This window comes from Actinoplanes sp. NPDC051859, from assembly GCF_044452725.1.
In the GTDB taxonomy this organism is placed as follows: domain Bacteria; phylum Actinomycetota; class Actinomycetes; order Mycobacteriales; family Micromonosporaceae; genus Actinoplanes.
In genome coordinates, this window is sequence record NZ_JBITBX010000008.1 from 319,971 (window position 1) to 346,266 (window position 26,296).

Genomic DNA, 26,296 nt, shown 5'->3' on the forward strand with positions numbered 1-26,296 from the left:
GCGAACCGGAGAGCGACAGCGCACGCACCCACCAAAGCCCACCCGCCGCGCCGCAACGGCGTCGCCGACGCGCTCGGCTCGACCCGCTACGGACGCCTCACGTCTCGGGCGACCCGGCCAAACGGCGAGGTCAACCCCAAGCCAGCGCCAACGGACGACTAGGCAGCGACACGAGGCGGAGGGGTGGGTGCGAGGGGCGCGGAGGGCCGTGTAAAGTTCTCTCCTGTGCGGCCCGCCAGGGCACAACGATCACGGATGCCACCGTGATCGGCCTGGTAGCGGTCGTGCGAGCAGGTCCGGGTGGCGGAATGGCAGACGCGCTAGCTTGAGGTGCTAGTGTCCTTTATCGGACGTGGGGGTTCAAGTCCCCCCTCGGACACCAAACGGTGGTACGGGTACCACGTATTACACGGTACTTGAACACGCGGCTCGCGCCGCCAGAGAGTCTGATCTTCTTGGGTCAGTCACGTGCGGCAGCGAACACGAGCCCTATCTCCCAACATCGTTTTCGCAGTCTTCACTGCCATCCCGTCTGGGGTGGTTGACGTGACCGCCGATGTTGTCACTCCTCTGGTTCTGCCAGCCTGGTCCGGGCCTGCACGTTCACGTCCTGCCGCTGGGCCGGGTCTGCGCAAGGTTGCGCTCGCTCGTCTCGCGACGGTCCGTGAGCGGTCGTCGGTGTACGCCATGGTGGCGGTCGAGGACCGGGGCCGGGTCACCGTGCACAGCGTGGTTCACGTCCTGCCGTGGGATCCGGATACACGGTTGGCCGTACGGGTGCAGGCGCGCTTGGTGGTGGTTACCGCCGACGCTGATGGCGAGTCGCAGATCGACCGCAAGGGCCGGCTGCAGGTTCGGGTCGCGATGCGTCGTTGGTGTGGCCTGACGCAGGGCTCGCGGGTGTTGCTGGTCGCCGACCCGGCCACGGAACGCTTGGTCGTCCATCCCTCGGCAGCACTCGACGCCACGATCGGTCGTGCCCATGCCGAGGCGTTCGGCGGTGACGCATGAGTACCGAGGTCGTCGGCGGGAGCCGCCCCGAGGTCGATGCCGCGCTGCTTCTGCTCGCCAAGCTGGGGTTGTCTCCGGACGATCTGGTAGCTGGGGCGGTCGCGGCGCGGCCGCCGGTGCCGACGTTCGCGGAGTTCGTGCCGCAGGTCGCGGCAGCGACAACGCCGGGCACGTTGAAGGCGTACGGCTCGTACTGGAATCGGGTGGTCGAACAGTGGGGTTCACGCCGCCTGGATGAGCCCACCCCACTGGAGATCGCCCAGCTCGGTAAGCAGCTACGCGCCGGGCGCACGATCCGCCGTAACGGACGCGGTGGCGCTGGCGCGGAGGAGAACTACGTCTCGGCGATGCGCTGCTTGTATCGGCGGGCGGTGGACAACAACCTTCTGAGCCAGGCGGAGAATCCGGCGGCGAAGGTGCCCAAACCCAAGCGCCAGGAAAGCGCGCGGCATGCGTTGTCGGATGCCCGGCTGGCGGAGATCAACGAGGTGGCGGCGACGACCGGGAATGATCCGGCATTGGATACATTGTTGCTGCGGTTTCATACCGAGACCGGGTGCCGCCGTGGCGGCGCCTTGAGCCTGCGGCGTCGCGACCTGGATGAGAAGCACTTCTTGGTGTTGCTCCGGGAAAAGGGTGGGACGATGCGTTGGCAACCGGTCTCCCCGACCTTGATGCGGCACCTGGTGGCGCACTGGGATGAACGCGGTCATGGCAATTCACGCAGTGACGCACAGTTGCTGCGCTACGCGAGCGGAAAGCCGATTACGTATCGGCGCTACGACGGCTTGTGGGTTCGGATTGGTGAGCATCTGCCGTGGGTGGTGACACAAGGGATCAGCGCGCATTGGTTGCGGCATACCGTGATCACGTGGGTGGAGCGAACGTTCGGGTATGCGGTAGCGCGTGCGTTCGCCGGGCACAGTCCAGGTGGTGGAGATGGGGGCACGACCACCACGTACATCAAGGCCAGCCTGGCTGAGGTGGCAGCCGCGGTCGCCGCGCTGACCGGGGAACCGCATCCTCTTGCCGACGACAGCGAGACGCTCTCCATGGGCTGAGGCGGGCGGGCCGGAGCCGAGAGGGCGTCGCCGGTTTCCGGCCCCCGCCTCGGCGCCGCCTACTGTGGCCCGCGCCCGGCCTGCCTTGGCTTTGCCTCAAGATGCTCGCGGGAAGGCACGGTGGGTCGCTACGTCGTCAGCGGATGCACCTCGCCAGTGAGGGCGCTGAGGGCGACGACGACTTCGTAGAGGTCGGCGCGGACGTAGGTGGCGGTGACGCCGAAGTCGGTGCGGTCGTTGTGGCCGGCGTAGGCGCGGGCGACGGCGTAGCCGAAGTGGCGTTCGACCCAGGTCAGGGTGGTGTGTCGGAGCCAGTGGGTGGAGACCTGTTGCGCGGCCACCCAGGGCAGGTGCTCGCCGAGCCGTGCCCAGAGGTGGTCGTACCGTCGGTATGTGATGGGCTTGCCGTTGCGGTACCGCAATAACGGCGCGCGCAGATCGGTGTTGCCCTGGTGCCGGTGCTGATGGTGCTGCCGTAGGTAGCGCATCACGGTCGGCGAGACCGGTTGCCAGCGGTCGGTTTCGCCCTTCTCTCGCAACCGGATGAGGGATTGCTCGGGGTCGAGGTCGATCGGTCGCAGGGCAAGCGCGCCGCCACGACGGCAGGCGGTTTCCACGTGCAGGCGAACCAGCAGGCCGTCGAGGTCGCGGTCGTTGCCGGTGGTGGTGGCGATGTGGTTAATAGCGGCGAGCTGGGTGTCGAGCAGAGCACGGCGGGCGCTGGCGAGCCGGCGGGGTTTGGCGACGCGCAGGGCGGTGTTGCGGTGTTCGGGCAGGAGATTGTCAGCGATGGCGTGCCGGTAGAGGCAGCGTAGGGCGGAGATGGTGTGTTCGGCGGCAAGGTGCCCGCCACGGGCGTTGGCACGCACGACCACCGATGTCTTGGCCTGTTCGGCGAGTTGGGCGATGTCGGTGGCCGAGGGTTCGTGCAGGCGTCGGCTGCTCCATTCGTGCTGGATCCGGTTCCAATAGCTTTGATACACCCGCCGGGTGCCGGCGCTGACTGCCGCGGCCACTTGAGGGATGTATTCGCCGAAGGTTGGCACGGCGGTGTCGTCGTGAGTGGCGTCGAGGAGTTGCTCGGCGGAGACGCCCAGCCGGTCGAGTAGCAGCCGCGCGGCGTCGACCTCAGCGGCGCTCGCCGAATGGCTGACGGTCATTGCTGCACCTGGTCGGTCAGGATGCCGTGGTAGGCGCTCGTCATCGCCGAGACAGCGCTCCACAGATAGATCACGAGGACGGCTTCGGCGGGATACGCGACCACGAACAACCGGTCACCGGTAGCGAGGCGGCAGCCGTGCCGGACCTCTGCGATCAATCTCAAGCGGCCTTGCCGGTCAACGGTCTCATCACCTCCGAGGCTGACGGCAATGATCCCGGCCTGCGGCTCGGCGGAAACTGTGACCGGTGTGCCGGGACCCCAGCCCAGGATGCGCAGCGGGTTGCGGTCCGCGAGGCGTCTGCGGTCGTCAATCGGCGTCACCGCGCAATACCGCCCTACGCCGGTATTGGGCGCGCGCAAGTCGACCAGCGGCAGCGTGGCCGGGCGCGACCGCAAGGCGTCTGGACCTGGGTTGCGTTCGGGTCCTGTGGCTATGCCGGAGCTGTGCAGCAGGCTCCGCGGTCCAGTCGGCGAGCAAGGGATTGCGTCCGCTCTGCCCGCGGGGGCGAGGGTGTTCTGGTGCAAGTGGCGGGCCTGAACCACAGACGCAGCCATACGGAAATCCGCACCTCCCACGTGATGCCCTGCGGCAAGCGTGTCATCGACGATTGAGGAAAGCGCCGGGAACGGCGCCACGCTCGCGCGATCCCGAGACGGCTCGGCGGTGCCGGAGGTACCGACCGGTTCGAGACTATTGCGGGCCATGGGGCTAGTCCTTTCCGTCTCGTCGTACGGTGAGCAATGGTGAATTTCGACGGGTATAGGTGTGCCGATCTGCCGGGAGCCTGGCTGGTGTGCAGAGCTAACAGCTCCGGGCGAGAGGTCCCGCGCCCCCGCGCGGGTGCTTAGCTGCCCGGCGGCCTTGCCCAGTGCCCGGGTCGGCCAAGGCGTAACGGAACTGCACCTTCGTCAAGATCTTTCGCATGCTTCCTAACCCTCCCGTCGAACATCGCTGGGCTAGGGCACAGGCAGGCCAGGCTCCACTGTCGGTTAGGGAACAGCCCCTTCCGCTTTTGTGCGCTTGGACGAGCTCGCGGGGTCCGCATCAAAGTTCGATGGGGCCGCCGTGGCGGTCCAACGCACCGAACAGCTGCGGGTACCAGTGCCAGGCGTGCTGCTTGCTGGACCGCCTGGCCAAGCCCTGATAGGCGCTCCACGCAGCGAGATCAGCCATCTGCACCCATTGGTCGTGTTCGGCCCTGCGAGCTTGGGGTTCCTCGATGAGTCTGCGGTCGGCGACGCCGGCGAGGGTTTGGTGCGCAGTGACGGCAGTGGGGTCTCGGTCGCCGTCGAGGAAGATCATCCCGCGAGCGCCGTACGCACGTAGGTCGTTGTCGAGGTAGCGCACCAGAGCGGAGTAGAGGGCGTGTTTGGTGCCGCCGACCAGGTACGGGCGGTGACGGCGGTAGACGGTGCCGACGCTCAGGCCGGGTAGCCGGGCGATGGTTTTCAGGCTGTCGTGGATGACCGCGGCGCCGTGGCGGGCGCGGTCGAAGCCCGGGATCGCGGTGGCGGCCGGGCGGCTGCCGTCGAGGTCGGTGGCGTGCAGCACGGCGTCGGGTGGGATGCCGTAGCGCTGGTGCAGGTGTTCGCGGTGGCGTAGCCAGCTGAGCTGGGCGATGTCCCATTGACACGAGTCGAATTGCAGCCAGGTGAAGGTGCTATAGCCGGTGTGGTGGGCGCCGGAGTCGTCGAGGTAGTACAGCCGGAACGAAGAGCAGTCGGACACGAGGAATCACCGTCGATTCACATCAAGGGGCGGGCGGGGGCGGGAAGGGCGGAGCGAGGTGGAATGGGGGGTGCGGCGGCCCGGGTTACCAGGGGGCGGCCCAGCCGTCCACCTTCCGGGCGCGGATCCAGCGCTTGACCTCGGCCGGGTCGTACCGGCAGTACCGGCCGACCTTGTGCCGCGCGGGTCCTTTGCCCTTGTGGTTCAGGTAGTACAGCGTCTGCGGCGCCAGCTTCAGGTAAGCGGCGGTCTCGTCGTGGGTCCACAAGTTTTCGGCGTGCATCTCAAGCTCCTTTGTCGTGACGGCATAGCCTTGACCAGTCGTTTCGTCGTTGCGGTGAGAGACTTTGCGAGACGCACTTGCGTTTTGTCAAGCGTTGGAGAAAACTGTCGTCATGACAAACGACAGCTTGGGGCGCCGCGCCGCGCCGGTGAGCCCGGCGGACGTGCTGATCGCCCGGCTCAAGGAGTGCCGGCGGCTGGCGGGGTGGAGCGCGCTGCAACTCGCCGAGCAGCTCGCCGCGCTCGGCGCGACCAAGCTGACGGCGAACATCCTGCGCAACCTGGAAGCCGGACGACGCCAGCAGGCCGTCAGCGTGGAAGAGCTGCTGCTGCTCGCGTTGGCGTTACAGGTGCCGCCGGAGGCGCTGCTGGCCCCGCGTGAAGGCGACCGGATCGACCTCATGCCGGGGCTGACCGTCGAGGGGCCGGACTTCCTGGCGTGGCTGCGCGGCGAACAGCCCTTACCGGGCACGGAGACCGACCCGGAGTGGTTCCGGAAGGCCGCCGCGACCGCGTTCGGGGAACATGGCGGTATGCAGGTCAGCGCCACGCTGCGCGCCGAGTTCCTGCAACGCGCCTCCGCTGCATTCGACGGGTTCCTCGCCATCAGCGACGCGATGGCCGAGGACGCCGAACGCAAGACCCGCGCTCAGGTGCGTGACCTGCTCACCGACATCAGGACCGCCGTCACCGATGGCGCGTCCACCGACGCCCTCGTCGCACAGCTCGACGGCTACCTCGCGAAGCTGCCCGCCACCGAATAGCCCCGACCAAGAACCGCCCGTAGCCCGAGACCCAAGCGGTGTCTCGGGGCGATAACTCATACCTATTGACCGCTCGACGGCCGGAATCTTCGGCCCGGCGAGCCGATCCTTGCTGCCCACATGACGATCCCGCCGTGTCATTGGGGCGGGTACGCCAAAGGCGCAGAGGTCCGCGGAGACGCCAGGCGGTCGGGACGCCGCATGGCGGCCGACCTCCGCCACTCACGATGAGTAGTTAGCGGACGCGAGAAGGCGTTCGGATCGCGGCAAATGAGTGCGTGGCCGACCGCCTGCAAACATGGCTCTACTCCGGATTAGCTTTCCCAGCACGCGCTCGCTGCCACGGACAGCGAGCACCGTTTTCCCCTTACGCGTACGACGGGCTGAGAGATCAGCCCCTTCGTGCAGGACGTGCCCGATCCGCTTCTTGTGAACGGGGTCCTTGACGTTGACCTGGCACGTCAAAGCAGAGGCGTCATGCTGGAGTCCATGGGGGGAGGTCTCAGTCCGTTACCGTGGGAACTATGACCGATTGGCTACCTTCCGATTGGCTACCTGTCCGGCGTCGTGAAGTCTCGGAGATCTTCGCGCTCCTGGAGAAGAAGGTCCCCGCCCGTGTGCTGGTGCTGGGCTCGCCTGGATCCGGCAAGACGACCTTGATGTACATGCTCCAGGACGAGTTGCGGCAGAGAGGCCGTTCCTCCTTCTACGTTCCCGTTGGGGGTATGCGCCTGCCGGGACAGCTCGGCGGCCGGGTGCTGAGCGCCGTCGGCAACTCCTCCCCGAAAGATGTGCTTGTCACTGGACGAATCGTGCAGTCCTCTGCCGGCGTGGTGTCCGTTTCCGAGGTTGTAGAGGTCCTGCAGCGTGCCGAGGTCCACCTGACGCGGCCTGTGCTCATCCTCGATGAAGTGGACGCCGCAGCGGATCCTATGGGCACAGTCTCGGCCATAGAGGAAATCAGCAAAGCACTTCCTGGCTGGCAGATAGTGGTGAGTACCAGGAAGGCCGGAGCCCGGCAAGGCCTCGATGGGTTTGATCATTTCGAACTCGGGAGCCTTAGCTTTGACGAGGCTGCCGTCTTAATGCGCCAGATCATTCCCGATGCAACCGATTCGCAAATTGAGCATGCCGTCCGACGCAGCGACGGATTGCCCCTCATGCTCCGGATCTTGGTAAAGCTCGACCTTTCCGATCTATCTCAGGCGCCGGTCGAGCAACTGATAGAGCAGTACGTGACGTCCGTAATCGGCGCCATGCCGGACGCCGAGTCGGCGCAATCACTGCTTGAGAGGCTTGCGTTGGTGGGAGGCCGCGAGAGTATTGCTGCACTCGTGACATGGTCAGGGCTCGCGAGGGAGGAAATCTCGAGTCTGTGCAACAACAGCCTCGTGGTAGTTGATAGCGATTTTGTCGCAGTCCTGCATGACCTCGTTGGGCTGACTATTGTGGCTCGGCGATTGCGCGAGTCTCCATTCCGGCTTGCCGACCTACGGTTCGGGACCGAGGAAGCGGAACGCGACGACCTCCTTGAGGCAAGCTTCGTGCCACGACAGAATCTTGAGTTGATCCTTGATCAGCGCCGGTCAGTCGTCGTCGGCGACCGCGGTTCGGGCAAGAGCGCGATCTTTCGCAAGCTATCTGTAGGCAGGGACGACGTTGACCTGTTCGCTGTGGCAAACCCTACCGATCTGCTACTGAAGATCGCCGGGACGGAAACTCAGGATACTGACACCTTGAGAGCCGCCTGGCTCGTCGTGGTTGCGGCAGTGGCAGCCGCTGCGGTGCCCCCATCCGCTCCTAAAGCGCTGCGTTTGCAGGCCGCGGAGTTACGTGCCGCGGTCGGGCTACCTAACCGTCCCATGGGCCGAGTCAGACGAACTTTGAGGCGCGCCGCGCGCCTATTTGGCGGGACGACGCTGAGCTTTGCGGTGGGACCTGTCAATCTACAGACGCAGTTGCCCGATCTGGGGCGTCGGAGGACGGCTACGGTCGATGTCGAATCTTTCTTGATTGAGCTGGATAGCCTGCTGGGGAAGACCGACCGCCAGGCGGTGGTGTTGTTCGACAGGATCGACGAACTTTTCAAATACGACCGTGTCCGGCAAGAGTCAGCTGTGCAGGGCCTCTTGCAGGTAGAGGGGCGAATCACCCTGCTGAACAGCATCGCCCTTGTTGTTCTTCTTCGAACCGATTTGTTTGAGCTTTACGACATCCAGGAGAAGAACAAGCTTGTGTCTCGCAGGCTCATGCTCGAATGGTCGGAAGAGGACTGGCTGCAGGTGCTGGTGAGACGGGTGCTCGCTAACGAATCGCTCGCCTGGGTGGCTGATCGACTGAAACTCCCCGACGGGGGATTCGAGACCCGCCCGGCGCTCGGTGTGCTCTTTCCCGCCGAAGTCGAGGGCCGTCCGATCGATCGGTGGCTTGTCGACTCTGTGCGCAACGGCAACGGCGATGTGTCACCCCGCCTGGCCGTCCTCTTACTGCATCTAGCTCGGGACTACTCAGCCCGGCAATCCGCGAACGTCGACGCGCTACCCTTATTCACGGCCGACGCAATCGCTCGTGCCATGACCGACGTGTCAGAGTTGAGCTTCTCCGAGGTTGTGAACGATTTCAAGGTCGGAACTTCGTTCGTACTGAATTGCCGTGCAGGTAAGCGAGCCACCTTCACTCTCGCCGATGTCGAGTCGTTCTTTCAACCGGACGAGGGCGCGATCAGTGAGCAGGTCCGCTTACTGGAGCGGCTGGGCTTCCTCGAGCGGATAGTGGTCGAGACTGCCGAGGGTCCGTTGTCGATGTTCCGTATTCCCGAGCTCTATACCCGCTGCTGGGAACACGGGTAGCCTCTGTGCAACGCGCCCCCGGCAGCACGCACTCGCCGCGCCCCAAGCGGCAGTACGTCGTGCCGTTGACCGGCGAATGCCCGCTCGTCGAAGCGCGGCCGCGCCCGATCCGCGGCAGACCTATTAGATGAGTACGGCCGATATTTTGTGGGATTCCTCACGTAACAAGGTGTCGGCCAGGCGGCATCCGACGTCATAACGTTGGAAGATTTCTGAGACGCGAGCAAGGTAGGTCATATGATGCAGGTATGGCCCAAGGACGACCTGCTATTCCTGCGGATCTTGAGCGCGCACTGATGGTTGAAGCTGGACATAGATGCGCCATCCCTACCTGCCGCGCCGTCGAGCCGCTGCAAATCGAGCACATAGTGGACTGGGCAGAAAATAAAGAACATGAGTTCGAAAACATGATCGTTCTCTGCTCAAGCTGTCATGATCGAAAAGTGAAAGCTGCCAATCCGCGCAAGCTGGACCGCAAGGCGCTTCAGCAGTACAAAGCCAACTTGCGCCTAGTTAACAATAAATACGGAGGAATTGAACAGCACATTCTCGAATACTTCGCGCTCAATCCGAGCGACGCAAGCATCCAGTTGGCCTATGGCCAGAAGTTTATGATCACCTACCTGCTCCGCGATGGCTTACTCGAACCGGTAGAAGCGACCGGAGATTTGGTGGTCGGAGACCCATCGAACCCGGAGCTAAGAGTCCTTCAGTCATATGGCCTATCGGAGTCTGGTCGCGAGTTTGTCGAAAAATGGATAAACGCCCGACCTCTCCCTGGCGGGGATGCCGTCGAAGACGGTAAATGATCAATGGCATTTTCATATAGATGCATGGCGTCCAGGTTTTGAGCACTCTCATCGGCAGATCCGTACACCGCTGCACCCCCGGAATGGTGACTTAACGTAGTCGACGGGCGTTCCGGGCCTGCGCTTGCCGGCGTACCCACGTCAATGGTCGCTGTGTACCTCGGCGCGTACGCGGCTCTGCACTCCTAGGCGTACGCCGACAGGTGTTGCCGTGCTGGCGGCGAAGCGGCGTCATCGTGGCAGTGAGCCCGGCCGGGGCGATAGGACCTGTTCGGCCGCATCGAGGGCCGCGGCGAGTGGCGCTAGGTGGGCCTTGGGCAGTTCCCCGCGGTCCAGGCCGCAGGAGTCGAGCAGCCCGGTGAGTCGGCGCAGGTTCTGGGCGGAGGCAACGCTGCGGCTCGCGGGATGGGCCAGGACGTCCCGAGCGGCATATCCGTCCTGGAGTGCGTGGTGGATGAGGTCGGCGGTGAGCCGGGTGGCAGCGGCGTCGTGGTGTCCGTTGAGTGCGTCGACGAGGGTGAGTCCGAGGCGTGTCCGGAAGACGGTGTGGGCCGGGTGGGGATCGAGCGTGAGGTAGAGGGCGCAGACTTCGTGGGCCTCGGTGCGGCTGATGGTGCTGGTGCACAGCAGGTGAAGACCGCGGGTCACGACGGCCTCCCACGGTTCCCCCGCTCGGGTTGTCTGCACGAGTGTCCGTGCTGGGTCGTGGCGGCCTGCGGTGAGGTGGGTGATGACGGCGATCTGCCTGCCGTCGAGCATGCGGTGGCCGATGCCGCGGTGCTGTGCGAGGCGGTGGAAGGCGTCGTCCCAGCGTTCGGCGGCGGCGAGGGCGTGCGCGCCGGTGGACAGCAGGACGGTCCACAGCCAGGCGCGGAGTTCGTGGTGCGCCTCTGAGGTGGTGGTGAGGTCGGTGGTGGGGATGTCGATGCCGTCGATGGTGATGTCGGTGCGGTCGGTGACGGCGTGGTACAGGGTTTCGAGCAGCGTCCAGGCGGTCGTACCGTTGCCGGCGCGGGTGTGCAGGCGGGCGAGGTTCACGATCGGTTCGAGGGCGTAGCGGCCGTCGTGGCGCTGCGCGAGGGTGGTGCGGGCGAGGCGGTGGCACCACTGGCGGGCGAGGTCCGGTAGCCCGCAGTCGGAGGCCAGCAATGCCGCCAGGTTGAACACGGCGGTTGCCGCGGCGATGTCGCCGCTGCGGGAGACGTCTGCGGCCTGGGCGCGCAGCGCGGCGACGCGTTGCGGCAGCGGTGTACAGGCGGGCCGGGGGCGGGCGATCAGCGGGAACCGTCGGGCGATCGTGGGGTTCATCGGCTTTCCACCCCGGCGGTCGCGGCAGCTTGGGGGCCGAAGATGACGGTCTGGGCGGCGGCGGCGAGGGCGGCCTGATCGGCCTCGGGGATGCCGCGCCGGTTCCAGGTGAAGACGACGTGGTGAGTGATCACCTCGCGCAGGCCGCGGGTCAGCTCGGCGCGGTGGTGCAGGCGGCCGAGCGCGGCGCCGGCGGCGGTGTAGGCGTCGAGCCAGGCGCGGGCGGCGGCCAGCGGCGCTCCGGCGTGGGTCAGGCTGTCCGGGTCGACGGCGAGGAGCCGGTGCACGGCTTCCTGGAGGGTGTCGACGTGGGCCGGGTCGGCGGGGTCGCGGTGCTCGGCGGTGCGGGCCCACACGTCGCCTTGTTCGTACCAGTCGAGACCGGCGGCGCGCATCAGCGCGGTGCACAGCACGATCGACAACTCGCGGCGGCGTCCGCCGGTTGCCGTGTCGGTAGGGGCGGTGAGTAGGTGGCGGCTGTCGAGGTGCCAGAGCCGGTGCGCGATGGCCATCGCGGTCGGGCCGCCGAACGCGTAGATCTCGGGTTCGTAGATCGATGGGCGGGCGGCGGTGAGGTGCCCGGCCCGGCGTACGGCGGTGAGGCGAGCGAGCAGCCAGGTGCCGGCGTCGCGTCCGCGGGTGGGCAGGTACCGCAGGCGCCATTGGTGGCCTTTGCGGACCACGAACCAGGCGGCGATGAGCCGGCGGTGTTCGGCTGCGGTCAGCAGCGGGACGACGTGGGCGACCGCGGCGGGTTCGGCGCGGGCCGGGTCGGGGAAGTAGAGGGTGATCTGCGACCAGGTCACGGGGTTCTCCGTCCGGTCAGGAGAGCAGCAGGAAGGCGTCCCAGCCGGTGACGCAAGCGTCGGCGTGGAAGGTGTGCAGCGCGAGGGCGGCCCCGGCGGCGCCGTCCATGAACTCCGGTGAGCCGGACGCTTCGGTGCCGAGCTGGCGGGCGAGGTCGCTGGTCAGGGCGAGTAGCTCGGCGCGGAGCTGCACGGCCATGGCCGGGTGGCGGCTGGTGGTAGCGGTGCGCCAAGCGGCTTGCAGCAGGCCGGCGATGCCGTGGCACAGACCGATGCCGGTAAGCCCGGTGCGGTGGCGCAGGGCGGCCAGCATGGCGGTCTCGGCCTGGTGCTGCCGGGCGGGGTCATTGAGGGCGAGGCCGGCGAGGTGGTGGGCGCGGGCGGTGCCGGCGGTGCCGTAGCACCAGGACGGCCGCTGCCGCTCAGGCCGGCAGTGGTCGGTGATCCAGCCGGGCCACCACGGCCCGGTGTGGTCGTGCCGGTGGTAGAGGTCGGTCCAGGCGCACAGCCGGGTCAGGGCGTCGCGGGCGCCGGGCGGTTCGTGGCCGCCGAGAACGGACAGGGCGAGCAGGGCGATGACGGCGCTGATGCCGTGGGCGACGCCGAGGTTGCCGTGCCCGTGCGGGAACTGCGGGTTCGGCATGCCGGCGAGGCCGGAGTCCAGCCACCACGGCGGCCGACCTGCCCAGTCGACGCGCGCGTCGGGCCCGGTGAGGGGTTCGGTGAGGCGGACGAGGTAGGCGAGGACGTCGCGGGTGATCGGCTGGTCGGGGTGGGCGCGTAGGTGGTAGACGCCGAGGCCGGTCAGGCCGTGGACGAGGTCGAACTCGCGCATCGGCAGCGGCAGACCGCGGTCGATGCGGTCGTGCGCGGCGGCGAGCCGGTCCCGGGTCAGGGCGGTGGTCCGCTCGTCGACCGCGGCGAAGGTGTGCTGGTAGCCGCCGAGGACGCCGGCGGCGGTGTGCAGCATCAAGGCGAGGGTCGGAGCGCCGTGGAACAGGTTCGCGTTAGGGCCGGCACTGACCGGTCCCGCGGCGGCGGCGCGGACCCAGGTGCGGGCGGTGGCGTCGTCGCCGGTCCCGGCCGCGGCGCGTTCGAGGTGCAGTAGCGCGATGCCGGCGGCGCCGCCCGCGAGGGACTGCGGGCCGATGCGGCCATCCGGGGACGGGCGGACGACTGCCGGATCGGTGAGCTGTCGGGCAGCGTGCTCCAGGACGGCGCCGGAGTCCGCTAGAGCGGTGAGGGTTTGGGTCATGGTCGGCTCCCGGTTCGGGCGTGCCAGCTCTGCGCGGCGGCGCGGGCGAGGTGCAGGCACACGTGTTCGGCGTCGCGGTCGGGTCCGGCGACGCGGGTGTGGTGCAGGTGCAGCAGGTCGGGCAGCAGAGCCGCCGGGTCGACGCCGGCGGCGGACAGCGCGGCGCGGTACGCGGCGAGGGCAGTGGCCCTGTGCTGCCATGAGGCGAGAACCGCTGGCCCGTCCGCGACGGCGGCCATGAGGGTCCGGTCGGGGTCGGCGAGCCGGACGGCCTGGTCGTAGACCGCCCGCGCGGGCGGCGCCTGGCCCAGTCGGACGTGCTGGAGCAGCCACCGCCGGGCAGTGTCGGGGTCGCCAAGGAACGCGGTGGCGAGGTCGAGCAGGCTGGCGGCGGTCCACGCCTGCCGAGGCACAGCGCCCCGACCGCTAGCGGCGACGGTCTGGGCGAGGACGGCGGCGGAGTCCGCGACGAACAGGGCTTCGGCGGCCGGGTAGGCGTGCGGGCCGCCGAAGCGGCTGATCTCGCCGAAGTCGGTGTCCAGGACGACCCGGCTGGCCAGGCCGTCGGCGCGTAGTTGCTGCGCCCACCTGCCGATGTCGAAGGTGTCGGCGCCGGCGATGCGTAGCCGCAGGTGCGGGTCGGGGTCGTGGTAGCGCTGGAACCACCACGTCGCCTCGGGGATCTCGTCGAGGAGGTCGGGCAGGTGGTGGGTGAGGATGCGGTCCTGCCGTTCATAGGCGGTGTAGACCTTGATGAGGCTGTGCCCGGTGCCGGGCAGCACGCCGTGGACGCGGACGTCCACGACCTGCGCGGGTAGGCGCGGCGCCGGTACGGGGACGGCGGTGGCGGCCAGGGGAATGACGATCTCGTGCGCCCGGTCGTTGATCCAGCCCGCCGGGGGCGGTGCCGTCCGGAGCACTGCCGGACCGTAGCGGCGCAGGTAGTCCTTCAGCAGGGCCTGGTGGGAGGGTTCGTCGAGGTCGAGGTTCAGGCGTTGGTCGCCGCTGCCCACCGACACCGCGGCCGGGCATCCGGTGGTCTTGCGCCAGCACGCGAGCTGGTCCTGCCAGGCGTGCACGTCGCCCGAGTCTGCGACCAGGTCGCCGGGAGTGAGCCGCCACCGGGCCTCGGCGAGGACCGTGCGGCCGTAGCGCACGGCGGGCAGGAACGGTAGATCGTGCGCGGCGGGCCCCCAGTCGAACGGGAGGCAGGGGGCGGCGTGCGCGGTGTTGGCTTCGGCGAGGAACCGGGCCAGGGGCAGCATCTGCTGGTCCGGGTCGACGGCGGTCAGCGGCACGGGCTGCACCGGCCGCCTCGTCGACAGGCTGATCAGGTAGAGGCGGTCGGGGTCGGCGGTGACGGCGATGTCGTCCACCGCGATCTGCCCCTCGCCGTTGTCGCCGCCGTACTCGCCCAGGGCGAGTACGTAGGGCAGGGTTTTCGGGGCGCGGGCGACGTCCATGCTGATCGCGTACCGGGTCGGCGCGGACAGCTGGCACAGCAGCGCGCGGTCGGCGGTCAACGGCGTGCCATGTGTGTAGGCGTCGGCCATCCGCAGCCGGGCTGTGGGTTCCAGCAGATCGAGGAGCCGTCCGGTGCTCGTGCCCGCATTCCGTGACACCCGGACCAGCGACAGGGTGAACCGGCCGTCCTCGATGTCGGTCATGGTGGACGCGTGGACGCGGACGGTCAGCTCTGTGGTCGCCGCGACCGCCGTGGGTGGCTCGCCGGTCAGCGCGGTGAGCATGCCGTCGTCCAGGACGATCTCCCGCTGCCCGGTCAGGGCAGCACGCTGCGCGAGGGCGAGCAGGGCCCGGTCCCGGCCGGTGACCGGCGGGTCCGCGGCCGGCGGGCTCCCGGCGTATCCGGTCGGGTAGCCGAGGCCGAGTTCGGGATCGACCGCGTCGAGGACCGGGACCAGGGCGTGCGGGCCGAACCGTTCGAGGAACCGGCGGTGCCAACCTGCCCATCCCGTCCGGGCAGCGGAGAGGCGGGTCAACGCGGCCGCGGCCCGGCTCGCCTCCGCGGTGACCGTCGCCGGGACGACCAGGTCGGCGTCCAGGAGCAGGTCGACGCCGAGCGGCGGCTCCGGCGAGATGGTGGCGGCGAGCGCGGCGAGCTGGCCGCGCTCGCTGGCGGCGTCCGCAGCGGTCGCAGCCCGGTCGTGGCGCCGTTTGACGGCGGCGACCTGGCGCAGCGCGTTGATGAGCGGGTTCTCGCTCGCGGGCACCGCTTCTTCGGGACCGTTGGTTGGGAGGTGTGCGAGGACGGCCAGCAGGGCGCCGAGCGGGTCGGTCGCGGTCGCCGGGGTCCGCAGCGCCGATAGCAGCAGCCGTTGCTCCAGCAGGCGGGTTAGGAGCCGGTCCGCGGCGTCCGTGCCGGCCCCGCACGCGTCGGCGACCTTCGCCGTCAGGCGTGCCCAGCTCACGGGTGTCGCTGCGGTGGCCAGCGCGGTGCGGACGGCGTCGGTGGCCCGGATGCGGACATGCACGGGGGCGCCGTCCGCGAGGGTGCTGGCGCGGTGTGCCAACACGATCTCGCCGCCGCGCACGCGGAGCAGGTCGTTGGCGCGCACCGTCAGGTGCGCGCGGATCTGCGGGTCGGCTTCCAGCCGGTCGACGACCGCCGTGAGCCAGGGGGTCCGGATGCGGGCGACCGGCCGGTGCGCGGCGCCGATCCGCACCATGCCGGACCCGCCCACGGTGGCCGGGGCGATACCGGCGAACAGGCCGTGCGGCGTGGCGCGGCCGGTGGCGCGCAGCAGATAGCGCAGGACCGACAGCACCACCCGGCGGTCGTCGCGGCCCTCTTGCTCGCCGGTCAGCGTCGCGCGGACCCGGCACATCAGGGCGGGGCTTGCCAGCGTCAGCGCCTGCGCGAACTCGGGCACCGTCAGCATGCGCTTCAGCCACCCCCGCCACGAAGTCGCGGCGTCCGCACTGGTCAGGTCCGGCCAGCCGTCAAACTGGGCCGGGTGGCAGACCGCGGCGCGCAGCAACAGCGCGTCGTCCAGGCTGCGGTACACGGAACTCCTCCTGTCACATCGGGTGCGCGGTAAGGGGCCGCGCCCGGGCCGGCCGGCAAACCGACCCGGGCGCGGCTGCTACGGCTAGCGCCGTGTCAGCAGGTGGTGCAGGCCGACTGGCAGGTGGAGCCGCAGTTGTCGTTGGTCATCTTGAAGATGCGCTGCACGGAGTCGCCGGCCTCGACGAACGTGATGTCGAGTTCCTCGATGCCCGACGTCGACGGCAGGTCGTCGACCGGTGCCGCCGGGACAGCGCTACGGGGCAGGACGGTGGGTGCGGTCATGATGTCCTCCTAATGGGGGTGGGGTGGATCCGCCGGACCACCGGGGGTGGTGGGCCGGACGCTGATGGTCAGGGCCAGGTGACCGTGAGGGTTCCGTGCCGCTTCACCGTCTTCCAGCCGGCCGGGACGGCGCCGGCCGCACCGGTCGGGTGGTACTGGATGACGGCGGCGTTGCGCCGGAAGTACTCGCCGCCCCAGCGGCGCACCAACGTCAGGAACTCGTCGCCGACGGCTGCGGCGTCGGGGCCGTGCGCGCGGACACCTGCCTCGTACTTGCTGCCGAAGTCGGCGCTGTCGCGTTTGAGGCGGTAGGCGAAGCTGCCGCCGCGCACCAGGGCCGGCATGCCGTGCCGCACGGGGGGCTCGACCAGGCCGTCGTCGATGGCCTGCTGCGCGGCGTGCAGCATCACCATCTGCTCCCCGCCGTTGGTCAGCAGGAATAAGGCCAGCTCGTCGGGCATGTCGAACTCGGTGTCGGCCCACAAGTCGATGCGCGGGCCGTGCAGCGCCTCCCGCAGCGCGGGCACATCGAGCGACGGGGTGTGCTGCGGGTCGAGGTAGAGGCCGATGTCGTCGGTGATCGTGACGAGCTTTTCGCTGGTCTGCCCGTCGCCCTGCATCGCCACGAACGCGCCGAGCCGGTAGTCGGCGGCGGTCAGGAAGTCGCCGGTGCGGTCGAACGCGATCAGCCGGGAGATCCCGGCGAAGCGCAGCGGCAGCACGATCCGGCCCGTGTCGGACAGCTGGTCGGGCCAGGCCGGTGGGATGTCCCAGGCGCCGACGGTGACGATGATCCGGTCGTACGGGGCGTGCGCGGGAACCCCGGCGTCGGCGTCGGCGTGCACGACGTTGACCCGTTCATAGCCGGTGGCGGCGAGGCAGGTCCGGGCCCGGTCGATCACGATCGGGTCGATGTCGACGGTGGTGACCTGTCCGGACGGGCCGACCATCTCCGCGATCAGCGCCGCGTTGTAGCCGCTGGAGCCGATTTCCAGCACACGCATGCCCGGCTCGATCCGGGCCTGTTCCAGCATGATCGCCTGGATGTGCGAGGCGGACACCACGCTCAGCTCGGTGCCGTCCGCGGCACGGACCGGCACCAGAGTGGTGTGGGTGTCGTATGCCTTCCGCAACGGCTCACCCGGCGCGAACTCGTGCCGCGGCACCGTCGCCAGCGCGGCAGCCACCCGCTCACAGTGGAGCACGTCCTGGGCACGCAAGGACGCGACCATGGCGGCGCGCAGGGCGGCGGGGTCATCTTCTCGAGTAGTAGTCATAGGGATCCTTCTCTCCTTGGCGGAGTGGTGAACGGGCGTCTTCTTTGTGGGACCAGGACGGTCTCGCAGGTGGGGGTCAGCGCGGACGCGAGATGTATATGGCGTCGCCTTGAAGGGCCGCCTCGCGGCGCGGATCGCGAGTTGGTTAGGAGGCGGGCACAGGTGTACGGAAGGACGGGCACATACTTACGGATTGAGGCCTAGCGCGTCGCCTAAACTCTGAAGCGCTATCGGGTAGGTGTCTACTCGAGGTCTTCGCCGATTCTTCGTATACCTGCGGCGAGCCGTTTCAGCTTGTCAAGGCTCAGGTGCTCGTCCAGCGCTGCGCCGATTGGCAGCACACGGGCCACTCCAATCGCTCGCTGCTTGAGCATGCGAGGGAGATGGGCACCCGGGATCCGCTGGTCCAGAACCGCTCGCACGTCCTTGAGACGATGCCGCCCTGCGTGGATCACCTCGGCGCTGCTCATCATCGGACTCCCTTTTCCGGATTGCTCCGCACCCAGCCGAGAAAGCGTTCGTAGAGGTTGTCAGCGACACCCCACTGATGGTCGGCGACGGCTTCCCGGTAGGCGCTCTGCATGTAGGCGGTCAGGTAGGACGTGAGGCTTGTTCTGTTGCCGCAGAACTCTTCGCGCAGCTCGGCTTTGGCCAGCGCACACGGCCAGGGGCACTTGCAAACTGAGCAGTCGAGGCTCGGCTGGAGCGGGAGGTGGGTTAATACCGTCACGGCAGTCACTTCCCGCAGTCGCGATACCGGCCCATATCCGAACGGCGTGGCTCCCATTCACGGCTGCGAGATCGGGTCGACATACCCCTATCCGCGCTGGGACGTAGCCCTGGAGCGCTGCCGGAGGCCGGCGCAATGCACGATGTCCGCTCGGGTCGGGGACGCATTAGCTCTCCTTGGCTCTGTCTTTGCACGAGGCGGAGTGAACCCGCTCGCCGCGACGCCTTCGATCGCAGTCACGACGAGCGGGCAGATCCATCTGCGGCGACTTCCGTCGACGTACCGTGGTGCCCCAGCCGGTTCGGAACGCCTCAGAACAAGCATCCGTCTCCTGCTGGGACCGTTCGCGAGCGAACACCTGCGGAGGTTCCCGCCGCTTCGGCGCCGCTTTGGGACTGAACAGGTGAACCCCCGACCATGATCGTGATCATGGTCGATGTAATGCTGGTCTCAGCATCCCTGGAACCCTCAGCACAGGCGACGAGCCGGGCGGGAAGCAGTGGATACCAGGGTGGAAATGCCGCGGATACTGTGAGTTCGCGTCGGTTGGCGGGAGGTTTCATGGGCGGGGTGTATAGGTGGACCGGGCGGGAGGTGCTGGCACTTCGACGCGCCCAGCGGCAGACCAAGCGAGGGTTTGCCGAGAAACTCGGCGTGACCCATCGAACGGTCGCCAACTGGGAACTAGAGCGCGTCACGATGACGCCGTTCTCGCAGGGACTTCTCGACCAGACTCTCGCCGACTCCACGCCCGACATCCGACAGCGATTTGAGGACTACCTCGCCGACCGCTCGGATAGAGACTTGCAGCTAGACCGATCCAGCCCGCAGCAGGACACCGATGGTGCGATCTCGGAAATTCCGTCACCGATGGTCCTGCTTGTTCCGCCCGAGGAGCCTGACATGGTCCACCGCGCCGACGTCGATGACGTGGTGGCGCTGCTCGCCGAAGCGGTCACGGCGCAGCCAGCTACGTCCGTCGCCGTCTGGGGCCCCGGCGGCTTCGGCAAGAGCACCCTCTCCACGCAGGTCAGCCACGACCGGCGCGTGAGGCAACTGTTCACCGAAATTCTCTGGGTGGAAACCGGCGAGCACTGCACCCCCGCACGCGTGGTGCAACTAATCGGTGACCTCTGCGTCCACCTAGGCGAGGCCCGCCCAGCACTCGCCAATCCCGAGCAGGCCGGCTTCCACCTAGCCAGAGTCCTCGGTGAGCGGCGAGCGCTGATCGTGATCGACAACGTGTGGTCCGCTGCCGACCTAAGTCCGCTACTGTTCGGCGGGCCGAACTGCGTCCGATTGATCACCACCCGCAATCTGCGGGTCTGCCCCGCGCGGACCAGCGCTTACCGCCTCGGACCGATGTCACCTCCGCAAATCCGAGAACTGCTCAGCCGTGCTGTGGCCGGGCTGGATTCCGCACACGCCTCGTACCTCGCGGACCTGTGTGGAGGCTGGCCGCTCCTGGCCAGCATCGTGGGAGCCAACGTCGGCCAGGAGATCGCCGCTGGCGCCGCGCAGGACGAAGCGGTCCTCGAGGCAAGCAACACGCTGCGCATCGGCGGACCGCATGCCCTGGACGTCTGGGATTCGCTACAGCGGCGTGCGGCGATCGGTCAGGCCCTGTCCTCCAGTCTCGCGAGCCTCGATGACAACCTCACGGTTCCTGGCGCTCCAAGGCTACGCGAGCGGTATCTGTCCCTCGCGATCTTCCCGGCCGCTACGGCCGTTCCCCTGTCGGTCGTGGCGACCTGGTGGGCTGGGGCGTACGGCTGGCACCGTTCCACCGTTCGACAATTCTGCCGCCTGCTAACCGACCGTTCCCTGCTCAGCGCCTACCGTGCCGACCAAGACGTGATCGTGCTGCACGATGTTTTTCGGGCCTACCTTCGCCATCTCATCGACGCGGACTGGACCTCGTTGCACCAGTCGCTACTCGATGCGTATAGGCCTGCGGGCGGGGACTGGGCAGCGCTCGATCCAGGGCAGACTTATCTCTGGCGACACCTTCCGTATCATCTGCGCGAAGCCGGCATGCTCACTGAACTGGTCGACCTTTTGGCACGTCCTGACTACTTGATCACCAAGGCTTTGCTGTGCGGCCCCGACGCTCTCGTCGCCGATCAGGCCGTCCTCCACAGCTGCCTCACCCGGCTAACCGGCGAATCCGACACCGCTCGGGCGGCAGTAACCTCCGCACTGGCCCTCACCGGCGCTGGCTTCCTCCTCGGCGGGCTCACCCGTCGCCAAGACATCGCGGCGACCCTGCTGGTCCGCTTGCTGCACACCGCAGCGGACTCTCCTGCAGCTCAGCAACTGCGGCGGCTCGCTGATGATCCGAACGACTTCATCATCGGGTGGGTTTGCCGAGAGCCTGCCGCAGCAAGCGAACACAGCGGGCACGTAGGGGCCGTCACCGCCGTGGCCGTCCACGAGGCCACGATCGTTTCCGGTGGCGAAGATAGCTCGGTCCGTACGTGGCACCCGGACCCGACCCGGCGGCGTGTATACGCAGGGCACACCGGCTGGGTGTTTGCTGTAGCGATCTCTCCCGATGGCCTCCTGGTCGCCTCCGCTGGCGACGACGCCGTGATCCGACTCTGGGACACCCGCACCGACATGACCACCGGGTTCCTTGTCGGCCACACCCGTCGGATCCGTTCCCTCGCCTTCGCACGCACGGGACGACTGCTCGTCTCCGGCGGCGAGGACGGCCAAATCCGTGTGTGGGACGTCGACCGGCTCGGTCTCATCCGAAGCATGCAGACCCCAGGCTGCCCGGTCTGGTCGGTCGCCATTAGCGACGACAAGTCCATGATTGCTGCCGCCGGCGAAGACGAATACCTCCGCCTCTACGACTTGGACACTGGGCAGCTCACCGACGAAGTCGCCGCGCACCGCGACTGGATCCGTGCGGTCGCGTTCGCGGCCGAGGCTCCGGTACTCGCCTCTGGATCCGGCGACGGCGGCGCCAAGCTGTGGAACGTCGCCGATCGACGTCTAAGCCCGATGCGACAGATCCCGCGGCAACCAACCCGACTGCGCGCCGTTACCGTTTCGCCCGGCGGCGACCTACTCGTCACCGCCGGAGAAGACGCCACGCTGCGCGCCTATTCCGCCGGCACGACCATCGACAATCGGCCTTCGCTGCCGGAGGTCGACTGGATCCGGGCTCTCGCCCGCACCACCGCAGGCACCATCGTCGCCGGATGCGAAGACGGCAGCCTCCGTACCTGGGACCACACAACCCAAGACCCGCCGACGGTGCTCGCCCCCGGAAGTAACACCATCTGGTCTGCCGCCTTCGCCCAACAGGGCCAATTGTCCCTGCTTGGCAAGGGAGACGGCCTCATCGAGGTCCGAGACAGCGCAGCTCAGACAGACCGCACCATCGTTGCCGGAGCAGGCAGGGTGTGGTCACTCGCCGCTGGCGGAGATTTCCTTGCTGCGGCATGCGGCGACGGCACCGTGCGGGTCTGGTCCCTGACCGACGACCGATGGTCCTTACACCTCGACCCGCAACAGGGACGCACCTGGGCCGTGGCGGTCAACCGCACCGGGACGCTCCTCGCCGCCGGCACCCGCGGCAACCTCCATTTGTGGGACCTACCGTCCGGTCGCCTGCTCTGGACCCGCGCTACGCACCACGGCGAACGCATCCGATCCCTGGCCTTCAGCGACGCCGGCAACCACCTTCTCAGCGGCGGCGGCGACGGCACCGCCCAGCTCTGGGACGCCGACATCAACCGGCAGATCACCGAGTTCAGCAACCCGGGCACCTGGGTCCGTGCCGTCGCCGTCGACGCCACCGGTGAACGGGCCGCCATCGGGTACGGATCGGGCACCATCCACATCCACACCCTCACTAACGAAGCCAAGCCCCACGTCACGCTCGCCGGACACACCGGCCGCCCGCTCATGCTCGGCTTCGCCCGACAGGCTGACCAACTCGTCTCCGCCGCAGCAGACGGCACCATCCGCGCATGGTCGCTCATTCGGCAACGCCAAGACGCCGAGGTCCGCATCGCCGCCTCCCTACAATGCGCTGCTTACACCGCCGACACCGACCGCATCCTGTCGGCTTCCGCTTCAGGAGCCACCATGGTCACCGTCGGCGACCCTACCGAGAAAGGCTGAAACCTCTCCATGACCACGCCCCTGCTGCCCACGGGCCCGGGTGCCGCCCGCACCCCCGGTATCACCACCGAGCCCGACGTAGCACCGCTGATCTTCGGGGAGCCCGGATCCTTCGCGCGCGGTGTCATGCGCGAACGACACCCCGCCCTGATCGAACGGATCCGTGCCGCGCATCCCTACGGCCCAGCCCAACATCACGCTCTCGATGCGCTGAAAGTCGAAGCAGTCGGCGCGGTCATGCGACCCCTCGATAGTGACGCACCGGACAGCGCCACATGGGCCGTCTGGGGAGCCGACCATTTCGGCCAGCCGTGGTCTCAAGCGCCGTTCCTCTGGGCGGAAAGCTACTTCTACCGCCGACTCCTCGACGCCGTCGACTTCTACACGCCCGGCCCGTGGTACTGGGTCGACCCATTCGCCCACCTCAAGAACGCCGAACTACACGACCCCACCCTCGAACCCGAGCTCGCCGCACTCGAGCACCTGCATGACCTCCCGCCCGAGAAGCGCACCGAGGCACTCCTGCTGGCGGCGCTGTGGGGCAACCGCGCAGACCTGGGATTCCGCATCGGCGTCGAAGCCGCCTCCGGAAAACACAAAGACGCCGCCGGCCTGATCGCCGACGACACCACCGCCGTCCTAGCCCTCCTGCACTCCGGTCCCCAGCGCATTACTGTGATCGCGGACAACGCTGGCCGGGAATTGCTGGCCGACCTCATCCTGATCGACCACCTTCTCGAACAGGACGATCGCACCGTCGTAGAAGTACACCTCAAACCCTCGCCGTACTACGTATCTGACGCCACCACCACCGACCTCACCGCCTGCCTACGACGACTCGCAAGCACCCCTGGAGCGGCGGCCGACATCGCCGCCCGGCTCTGGACCGCCATGCGCCAAGGCCGGCTCGACGTCAGGACGCACTGGTTCTACAGCGCGCCGTACTCGTTCCACCGCGCGCCCACCGACCTGACCAAGATGCTCGGAATGGCATCGCTCGTGCTGCTCAAGGGTGATCTCAACTACCGGCGACTCGTAGGCGACTGCATGTGGCCGGCCACCACACCGTTCCCGGCGGCCGCCGGGTACTTCCCGGCTCCGGTTGCGGCATTGCGGACCCTCAAGTCCGAGGTCGTGGTGGGGCTCTCATCCGAAACCGTCAGAACCTTGGATGCAGATGATGCGTGGCGTACCAGCGGCACCTGCGGAACTGTGCAATTCCTGGCCGCCAGCAGCTAAAAGGTCCGAGCCACGACGAACGGCCACCCAGCCTGCGGTCGGAAGTACAACCTATCGATCGCGTGAGCCCGTTTCGTTCACTAACAACCCGAGAGCTCGTCCGAGAGGGCTAGCCGAGCAGTTCGCGGGAGCCTTGACGCAGAAGGGCAGCCGCGACTGAGGTGCCGAGCGTCACCGCGGTCGGCGTGCCACTCGTGTACGTCGAGAACGTCTTTGCCGTCGCGGCCGTCGACCCGTGCGCGAAGATGAAGGGCGTCCGTCGGGTTCGGTGCGGGCGAGCGCGCCGATCGGGGAGGGACAGTTGCCTTGCAGGGTGTGCAGCATGGTGCGCTCCGCCACTGCCTCGGCCCAGGCTCCCCGGTCGCCGAGCACGGCAACGAGTTCCAGGGTGGCGGCGTCTTGGTCAGGGCGGTGCAGGACGAGGGCGCCGGAGCCGCCTCCGCGGGAACCCATAGTGTCGACTTCGATCGAACATCGTGCAAACGTCTCTGGCCAGCCACCCCGCAGCGTCCTGCTATATCAACCGCAGCCGCAGGTCCGTCCTGAGGTGGCGCCGGCCACGTCCTGCCAGGTCGGGTCGGCCTCGACCGAGGGCTGCGGCCTGCGGCTGGCTCGCAGGCGCCGCTGAACGGGTATCCGTTTCGCCGAGATCAGTGCGATTTGATCATGACCACAAGAGCTTGCCTGCAGGTATTCTCGCCCCTGTGGCGCGTTCATACTCTGACAAGACACTGAAGCTCCTTTTCGGCCGAGCCAACCATTGCGCATATCCGGGATGCGTTGAGGGTCTGGTTTTCGAGGACCGCGGCATGCTGACTGTAGTAGCAGAGATTGCGCATATAAGATCAGGTTCACCCAAAGGTCCACGCTACGACCCGAGCTATCCTTCTTCGTTAGTCGATGAAGAGGAAAATCTTCTGCTGCTTTGCGGAGTCCATCATAAGCCGGTAGATGACCACGTATCCGCCTATTCGGTCGACGAGCTGCTGATCTGGAAAAGGCGACAGATTGCTGGGCCCCGGCGCCAACTTACAGCCAATCAAGTTGCCAGCATCCGGACACATTACGACCTAAATGCACTTGGGCACGAAAATTTCGAAAAACTATGTCAAGCCATTGCTGTTCTAGTGATGGGTAGGGCGACTGAGCTCGGGCTCCCGGGCCGCCTTGCATGGGACGCCGCCTTTCGGGGTCGCCTGGAGTCCTATCCAACCAGAGATAACCCCTGGCAAGGACACGTTGCGATGCAGGCGATCTTCAAGCCCGCAACAATAGTCGGCGAATCAGCAGGTAAGTGGCTGCATCGCCAGATCGTACGTGAGCTTGAGAGAGTGGAGTCCTATTCGCGGAGGAAAGCGGGACGTCCTGATTATCTTATTATTGCTAGCAATGTCTCACTCCCTTCCGCCCCAAATGCTAACGGGATAGACTCCATTTACGCCTTCCTGCATGCCGAAGGAAAAAGGATAGGAATTCAAGATTTTGCGATCTGGGGAGAGCCGGAACTGTCCAGGTTCCTAGATGCGTATCCGGATGTTCGGTACGCCTTCGCGAATGTGATGACATCCAGAGTATCAATGCAACAGTTATTGCAGTCTTTGCAGGATTGAGGCCAGGCCTCGTCGGCCACGACATGCTCATCTGCCGCAGACAAGGCGTGTCCCGCCTCACCCAGCCGTCACCATGCGTAAAATTGTGAGGCTGGCCGAGTACGCGTAAGCGGGAATCGCTGAGGGTGGAGCCCAAACTCGCGATCATCGAAATAGGCGAGATCTCGGTTGTGCCAAAACTCAACGACAATTGGCGCCCTCTGCCTCGCACGGCAGACGGGTCCAGCAGTCACGCTGAGCCGGGATTTGATCATTAGCCCCGGAATGGTGCTCTCGATCGGTCCGAAACCTTAACGCTCCCGTTGACGATTCAAGCGGACATTTGCATAGCACGGCCACCAATGTGGCGGTCGGAGGCATTATTCGAAGCTACTGGCGTAAGCAGAGAAAGGAGCTCAGTGTTGTCGGCTTCAGGTGCCCGGCTCGGCGCCGCGTGGATCTCTCGGAACGAGACCGTCGCGCCGTCAACCCCTCTAGAGCGCGGGCATCCAAGGTGACGCGAGTCACTCCCGGAGAGAGAATTCGGCGTGATGGTGTCGCCTGCCGCCGCCCCGGCGCGCCCCGTGTTCTTTCGTTTGCTACCACAGTGCGCACATAGAGATCAAAAACCCGGCTTCCCGATTCGGGGGCCGGGTCTCTGACCTGCAAATACTTTGTAGCGGTGACAGGATTTAAACCTGCGACCTCTGGGTTATGAGTCCAGCGCAGAGTTCACATCCTACGCTGCTGGGCGATGTTTTAGCAGGTCAAGAGTTCTTTCTGATGTCGCTTCGTGTCGCGGCGGGTTGCCTCGTGGTGGGGTGTCTGCGACCACGTGGCGACCACGGAATACCCATATGGCTCGATGGTGGGACGTGCGTCACCTTAGAGCTGCTAACACGATCTGCTGAATCGATGTTGATCAGCGCGTCGATGTGAAGATCGGTCTCGTTCGGCTGGGTGTGAGCAAGCCGTGGA

21 protein-coding genes and 2 tRNA genes are annotated in these 26,296 nt (G+C 67.1%); 9 read left to right on the forward strand and 14 right to left on the reverse strand.

Annotated elements, in window-relative coordinates; translation table 11 throughout:
* Positions 1-294: 294 nt before the first annotated feature.
* The 3 genes from ACIA1L_RS22220 to ACIA1L_RS22230 all read left to right on the forward strand — a co-directional run bounded on the left by ACIA1L_RS22220 (position 295) and on the right by ACIA1L_RS22230 (position 2,072).
* Positions 295-382 (forward strand) — tRNA-Leu (locus ACIA1L_RS22220).
* A gap of 164 nt (positions 383-546) precedes the next feature.
* Positions 547-1,011, forward strand: a complete 465-nt coding sequence (locus ACIA1L_RS22225; protein ID WP_396074768.1) for a hypothetical protein — start codon at positions 547-549, stop codon at positions 1,009-1,011.
* Positions 1,008-2,072 (forward strand): tyrosine-type recombinase/integrase, encoded by a 1,065-nt coding sequence (locus ACIA1L_RS22230; RefSeq protein WP_396074769.1) that lies wholly within the window; start codon positions 1,008-1,010, stop codon positions 2,070-2,072. Before ACIA1L_RS22225 ends, ACIA1L_RS22230 begins: the two co-directional genes overlap by 4 nt.
* Positions 2,073-2,200: 128 nt before the next feature.
* Here the strand turns inward: ACIA1L_RS22230 and ACIA1L_RS22235 are convergent, their stop codons facing one another.
* From ACIA1L_RS22235 to ACIA1L_RS22250, 4 genes are all read right to left on the reverse strand, one after another.
* Positions 2,201-3,232 (reverse strand): tyrosine-type recombinase/integrase, encoded by a 1,032-nt coding sequence (locus tag ACIA1L_RS22235; RefSeq protein ID WP_396074770.1) that lies wholly within the window; start codon positions 3,230-3,232, stop codon positions 2,201-2,203.
* Positions 3,229-3,939, reverse strand: a complete 711-nt coding sequence (locus tag ACIA1L_RS22240) for a hypothetical protein (RefSeq protein ID WP_396074771.1) — start codon at positions 3,937-3,939, stop codon at positions 3,229-3,231. The genes ACIA1L_RS22235 and ACIA1L_RS22240 overlap by 4 nt, the downstream gene beginning before the upstream one ends.
* Positions 3,940-4,279: 340 nt before the next feature.
* Positions 4,280-4,963, reverse strand: coding sequence for a DUF3800 domain-containing protein (locus tag ACIA1L_RS22245; protein ID WP_396074772.1), 684 nt, complete (start codon positions 4,961-4,963; stop codon positions 4,280-4,282).
* 85 nt (positions 4,964-5,048) lie between these two features.
* On the reverse strand, positions 5,049-5,246 hold the full coding sequence (locus ACIA1L_RS22250; RefSeq protein WP_396074773.1) for a helix-turn-helix transcriptional regulator: 198 nt from the start codon (positions 5,244-5,246) through the stop codon (positions 5,049-5,051).
* Between the two features lie 112 nt (positions 5,247-5,358).
* Between ACIA1L_RS22250 and ACIA1L_RS22255 the strand changes: the two genes are divergently transcribed.
* From ACIA1L_RS22255 to ACIA1L_RS22265, 3 genes are all read left to right on the forward strand, one after another.
* A complete protein-coding gene (locus ACIA1L_RS22255; RefSeq protein ID WP_396074774.1) occupies positions 5,359-6,009 on the forward strand; it encodes a hypothetical protein in 651 nt (216 codons plus the stop codon).
* 524 nt (positions 6,010-6,533) lie between these two features.
* Positions 6,534-8,858, forward strand: a complete 2,325-nt coding sequence (locus tag ACIA1L_RS22260) for a P-loop ATPase, Sll1717 family (protein ID WP_396074775.1) — start codon at positions 6,534-6,536, stop codon at positions 8,856-8,858.
* A gap of 248 nt (positions 8,859-9,106) precedes the next feature.
* On the forward strand, positions 9,107-9,667 hold the full coding sequence (locus tag ACIA1L_RS22265; RefSeq protein ID WP_396074777.1) for an HNH endonuclease: 561 nt from the start codon (positions 9,107-9,109) through the stop codon (positions 9,665-9,667).
* Positions 9,668-9,898: 231 nt separating this feature from the next.
* Here the strand turns inward: ACIA1L_RS22265 and ACIA1L_RS22270 are convergent, their stop codons facing one another.
* From ACIA1L_RS22270 to ACIA1L_RS22305, 8 genes are all read right to left on the reverse strand, one after another.
* Complete coding sequence (locus ACIA1L_RS22270; RefSeq protein WP_396074778.1) at positions 9,899-10,975, reverse strand: hypothetical protein; 1,077 nt, start codon at positions 10,973-10,975, stop codon at positions 9,899-9,901.
* On the reverse strand, positions 10,972-11,781 hold the full coding sequence (locus tag ACIA1L_RS22275) for a thiopeptide-type bacteriocin biosynthesis protein (RefSeq protein ID WP_396074779.1): 810 nt from the start codon (positions 11,779-11,781) through the stop codon (positions 10,972-10,974). The genes ACIA1L_RS22270 and ACIA1L_RS22275 overlap by 4 nt, the downstream gene beginning before the upstream one ends.
* A 16-nt stretch (positions 11,782-11,797) precedes the next feature.
* Positions 11,798-13,036, reverse strand: a complete 1,239-nt coding sequence (locus ACIA1L_RS22280) for a lanthionine synthetase C family protein (protein WP_396074780.1) — start codon at positions 13,034-13,036, stop codon at positions 11,798-11,800.
* Positions 13,033-16,062 carry a lantibiotic dehydratase gene (locus ACIA1L_RS22285; RefSeq protein WP_396074781.1) on the reverse strand — a complete coding sequence of 1,010 codons (3,030 nt, stop codon included), beginning with the start codon at positions 16,060-16,062 and terminating at the stop codon, positions 13,033-13,035. Before ACIA1L_RS22285 ends, ACIA1L_RS22280 begins: the two co-directional genes overlap by 4 nt.
* A 95-nt stretch (positions 16,063-16,157) precedes the next feature.
* Positions 16,158-16,346 (reverse strand): FxLD family lanthipeptide, encoded by a 189-nt coding sequence (gene fxlA / locus ACIA1L_RS22290; RefSeq protein ID WP_396074782.1) that lies wholly within the window; start codon positions 16,344-16,346, stop codon positions 16,158-16,160.
* A 68-nt stretch (positions 16,347-16,414) separates the two neighbouring features.
* Positions 16,415-17,623 carry a methyltransferase, FxLD system gene (fxlM, locus tag ACIA1L_RS22295; RefSeq protein WP_396074783.1) on the reverse strand — a complete coding sequence of 403 codons (1,209 nt, stop codon included), beginning with the start codon at positions 17,621-17,623 and terminating at the stop codon, positions 16,415-16,417.
* A 242-nt stretch (positions 17,624-17,865) separates the two neighbouring features.
* Complete coding sequence (locus ACIA1L_RS22300) at positions 17,866-18,096, reverse strand: hypothetical protein (RefSeq protein ID WP_396074784.1); 231 nt, start codon at positions 18,094-18,096, stop codon at positions 17,866-17,868.
* A complete protein-coding gene (locus ACIA1L_RS22305; RefSeq protein WP_396074785.1) occupies positions 18,093-18,353 on the reverse strand; it encodes a hypothetical protein in 261 nt (86 codons plus the stop codon). Before ACIA1L_RS22305 ends, ACIA1L_RS22300 begins: the two co-directional genes overlap by 4 nt.
* 417 nt (positions 18,354-18,770) lie before the next feature.
* Here ACIA1L_RS22305 and ACIA1L_RS22310 point away from each other — a divergent pair, with 417 nt between their 5' ends.
* Together ACIA1L_RS22310 and ACIA1L_RS22315 are read left to right on the forward strand one after the other, a co-directional pair.
* On the forward strand, positions 18,771-22,490 hold the full coding sequence (locus tag ACIA1L_RS22310; RefSeq protein WP_396074786.1) for an NB-ARC domain-containing protein: 3,720 nt from the start codon (positions 18,771-18,773) through the stop codon (positions 22,488-22,490).
* 9 nt (positions 22,491-22,499) lie between these two features.
* Positions 22,500-23,729 carry a damage-control phosphatase ARMT1 family protein gene (locus ACIA1L_RS22315; RefSeq protein ID WP_396074787.1) on the forward strand — a complete coding sequence of 410 codons (1,230 nt, stop codon included), beginning with the start codon at positions 22,500-22,502 and terminating at the stop codon, positions 23,727-23,729.
* Positions 23,730-23,900: 171 nt separating this feature from the next.
* On the opposite strand, the gene ACIA1L_RS22320 is transcribed toward ACIA1L_RS22315, so the two are convergent.
* The gene (locus ACIA1L_RS22320; RefSeq protein WP_396074788.1) at positions 23,901-24,182 is read right to left on the reverse strand and encodes a hypothetical protein; all 282 of its coding nucleotides are present in this window, start codon (positions 24,180-24,182) and stop codon (positions 23,901-23,903) included.
* Between the two features lie 356 nt (positions 24,183-24,538).
* On the opposite strand from ACIA1L_RS22320, the gene ACIA1L_RS22325 reads away from it, so the two are divergent.
* A complete protein-coding gene (locus tag ACIA1L_RS22325; protein WP_396074790.1) occupies positions 24,539-25,339 on the forward strand; it encodes a hypothetical protein in 801 nt (266 codons plus the stop codon).
* A 656-nt stretch (positions 25,340-25,995) separates the two neighbouring features.
* Here ACIA1L_RS22325 and ACIA1L_RS22330 read toward each other — a convergent pair.
* Positions 25,996-26,067, reverse strand: a tRNA-Met gene (locus ACIA1L_RS22330).
* Positions 26,068-26,296 lie beyond the last annotated feature (229 nt).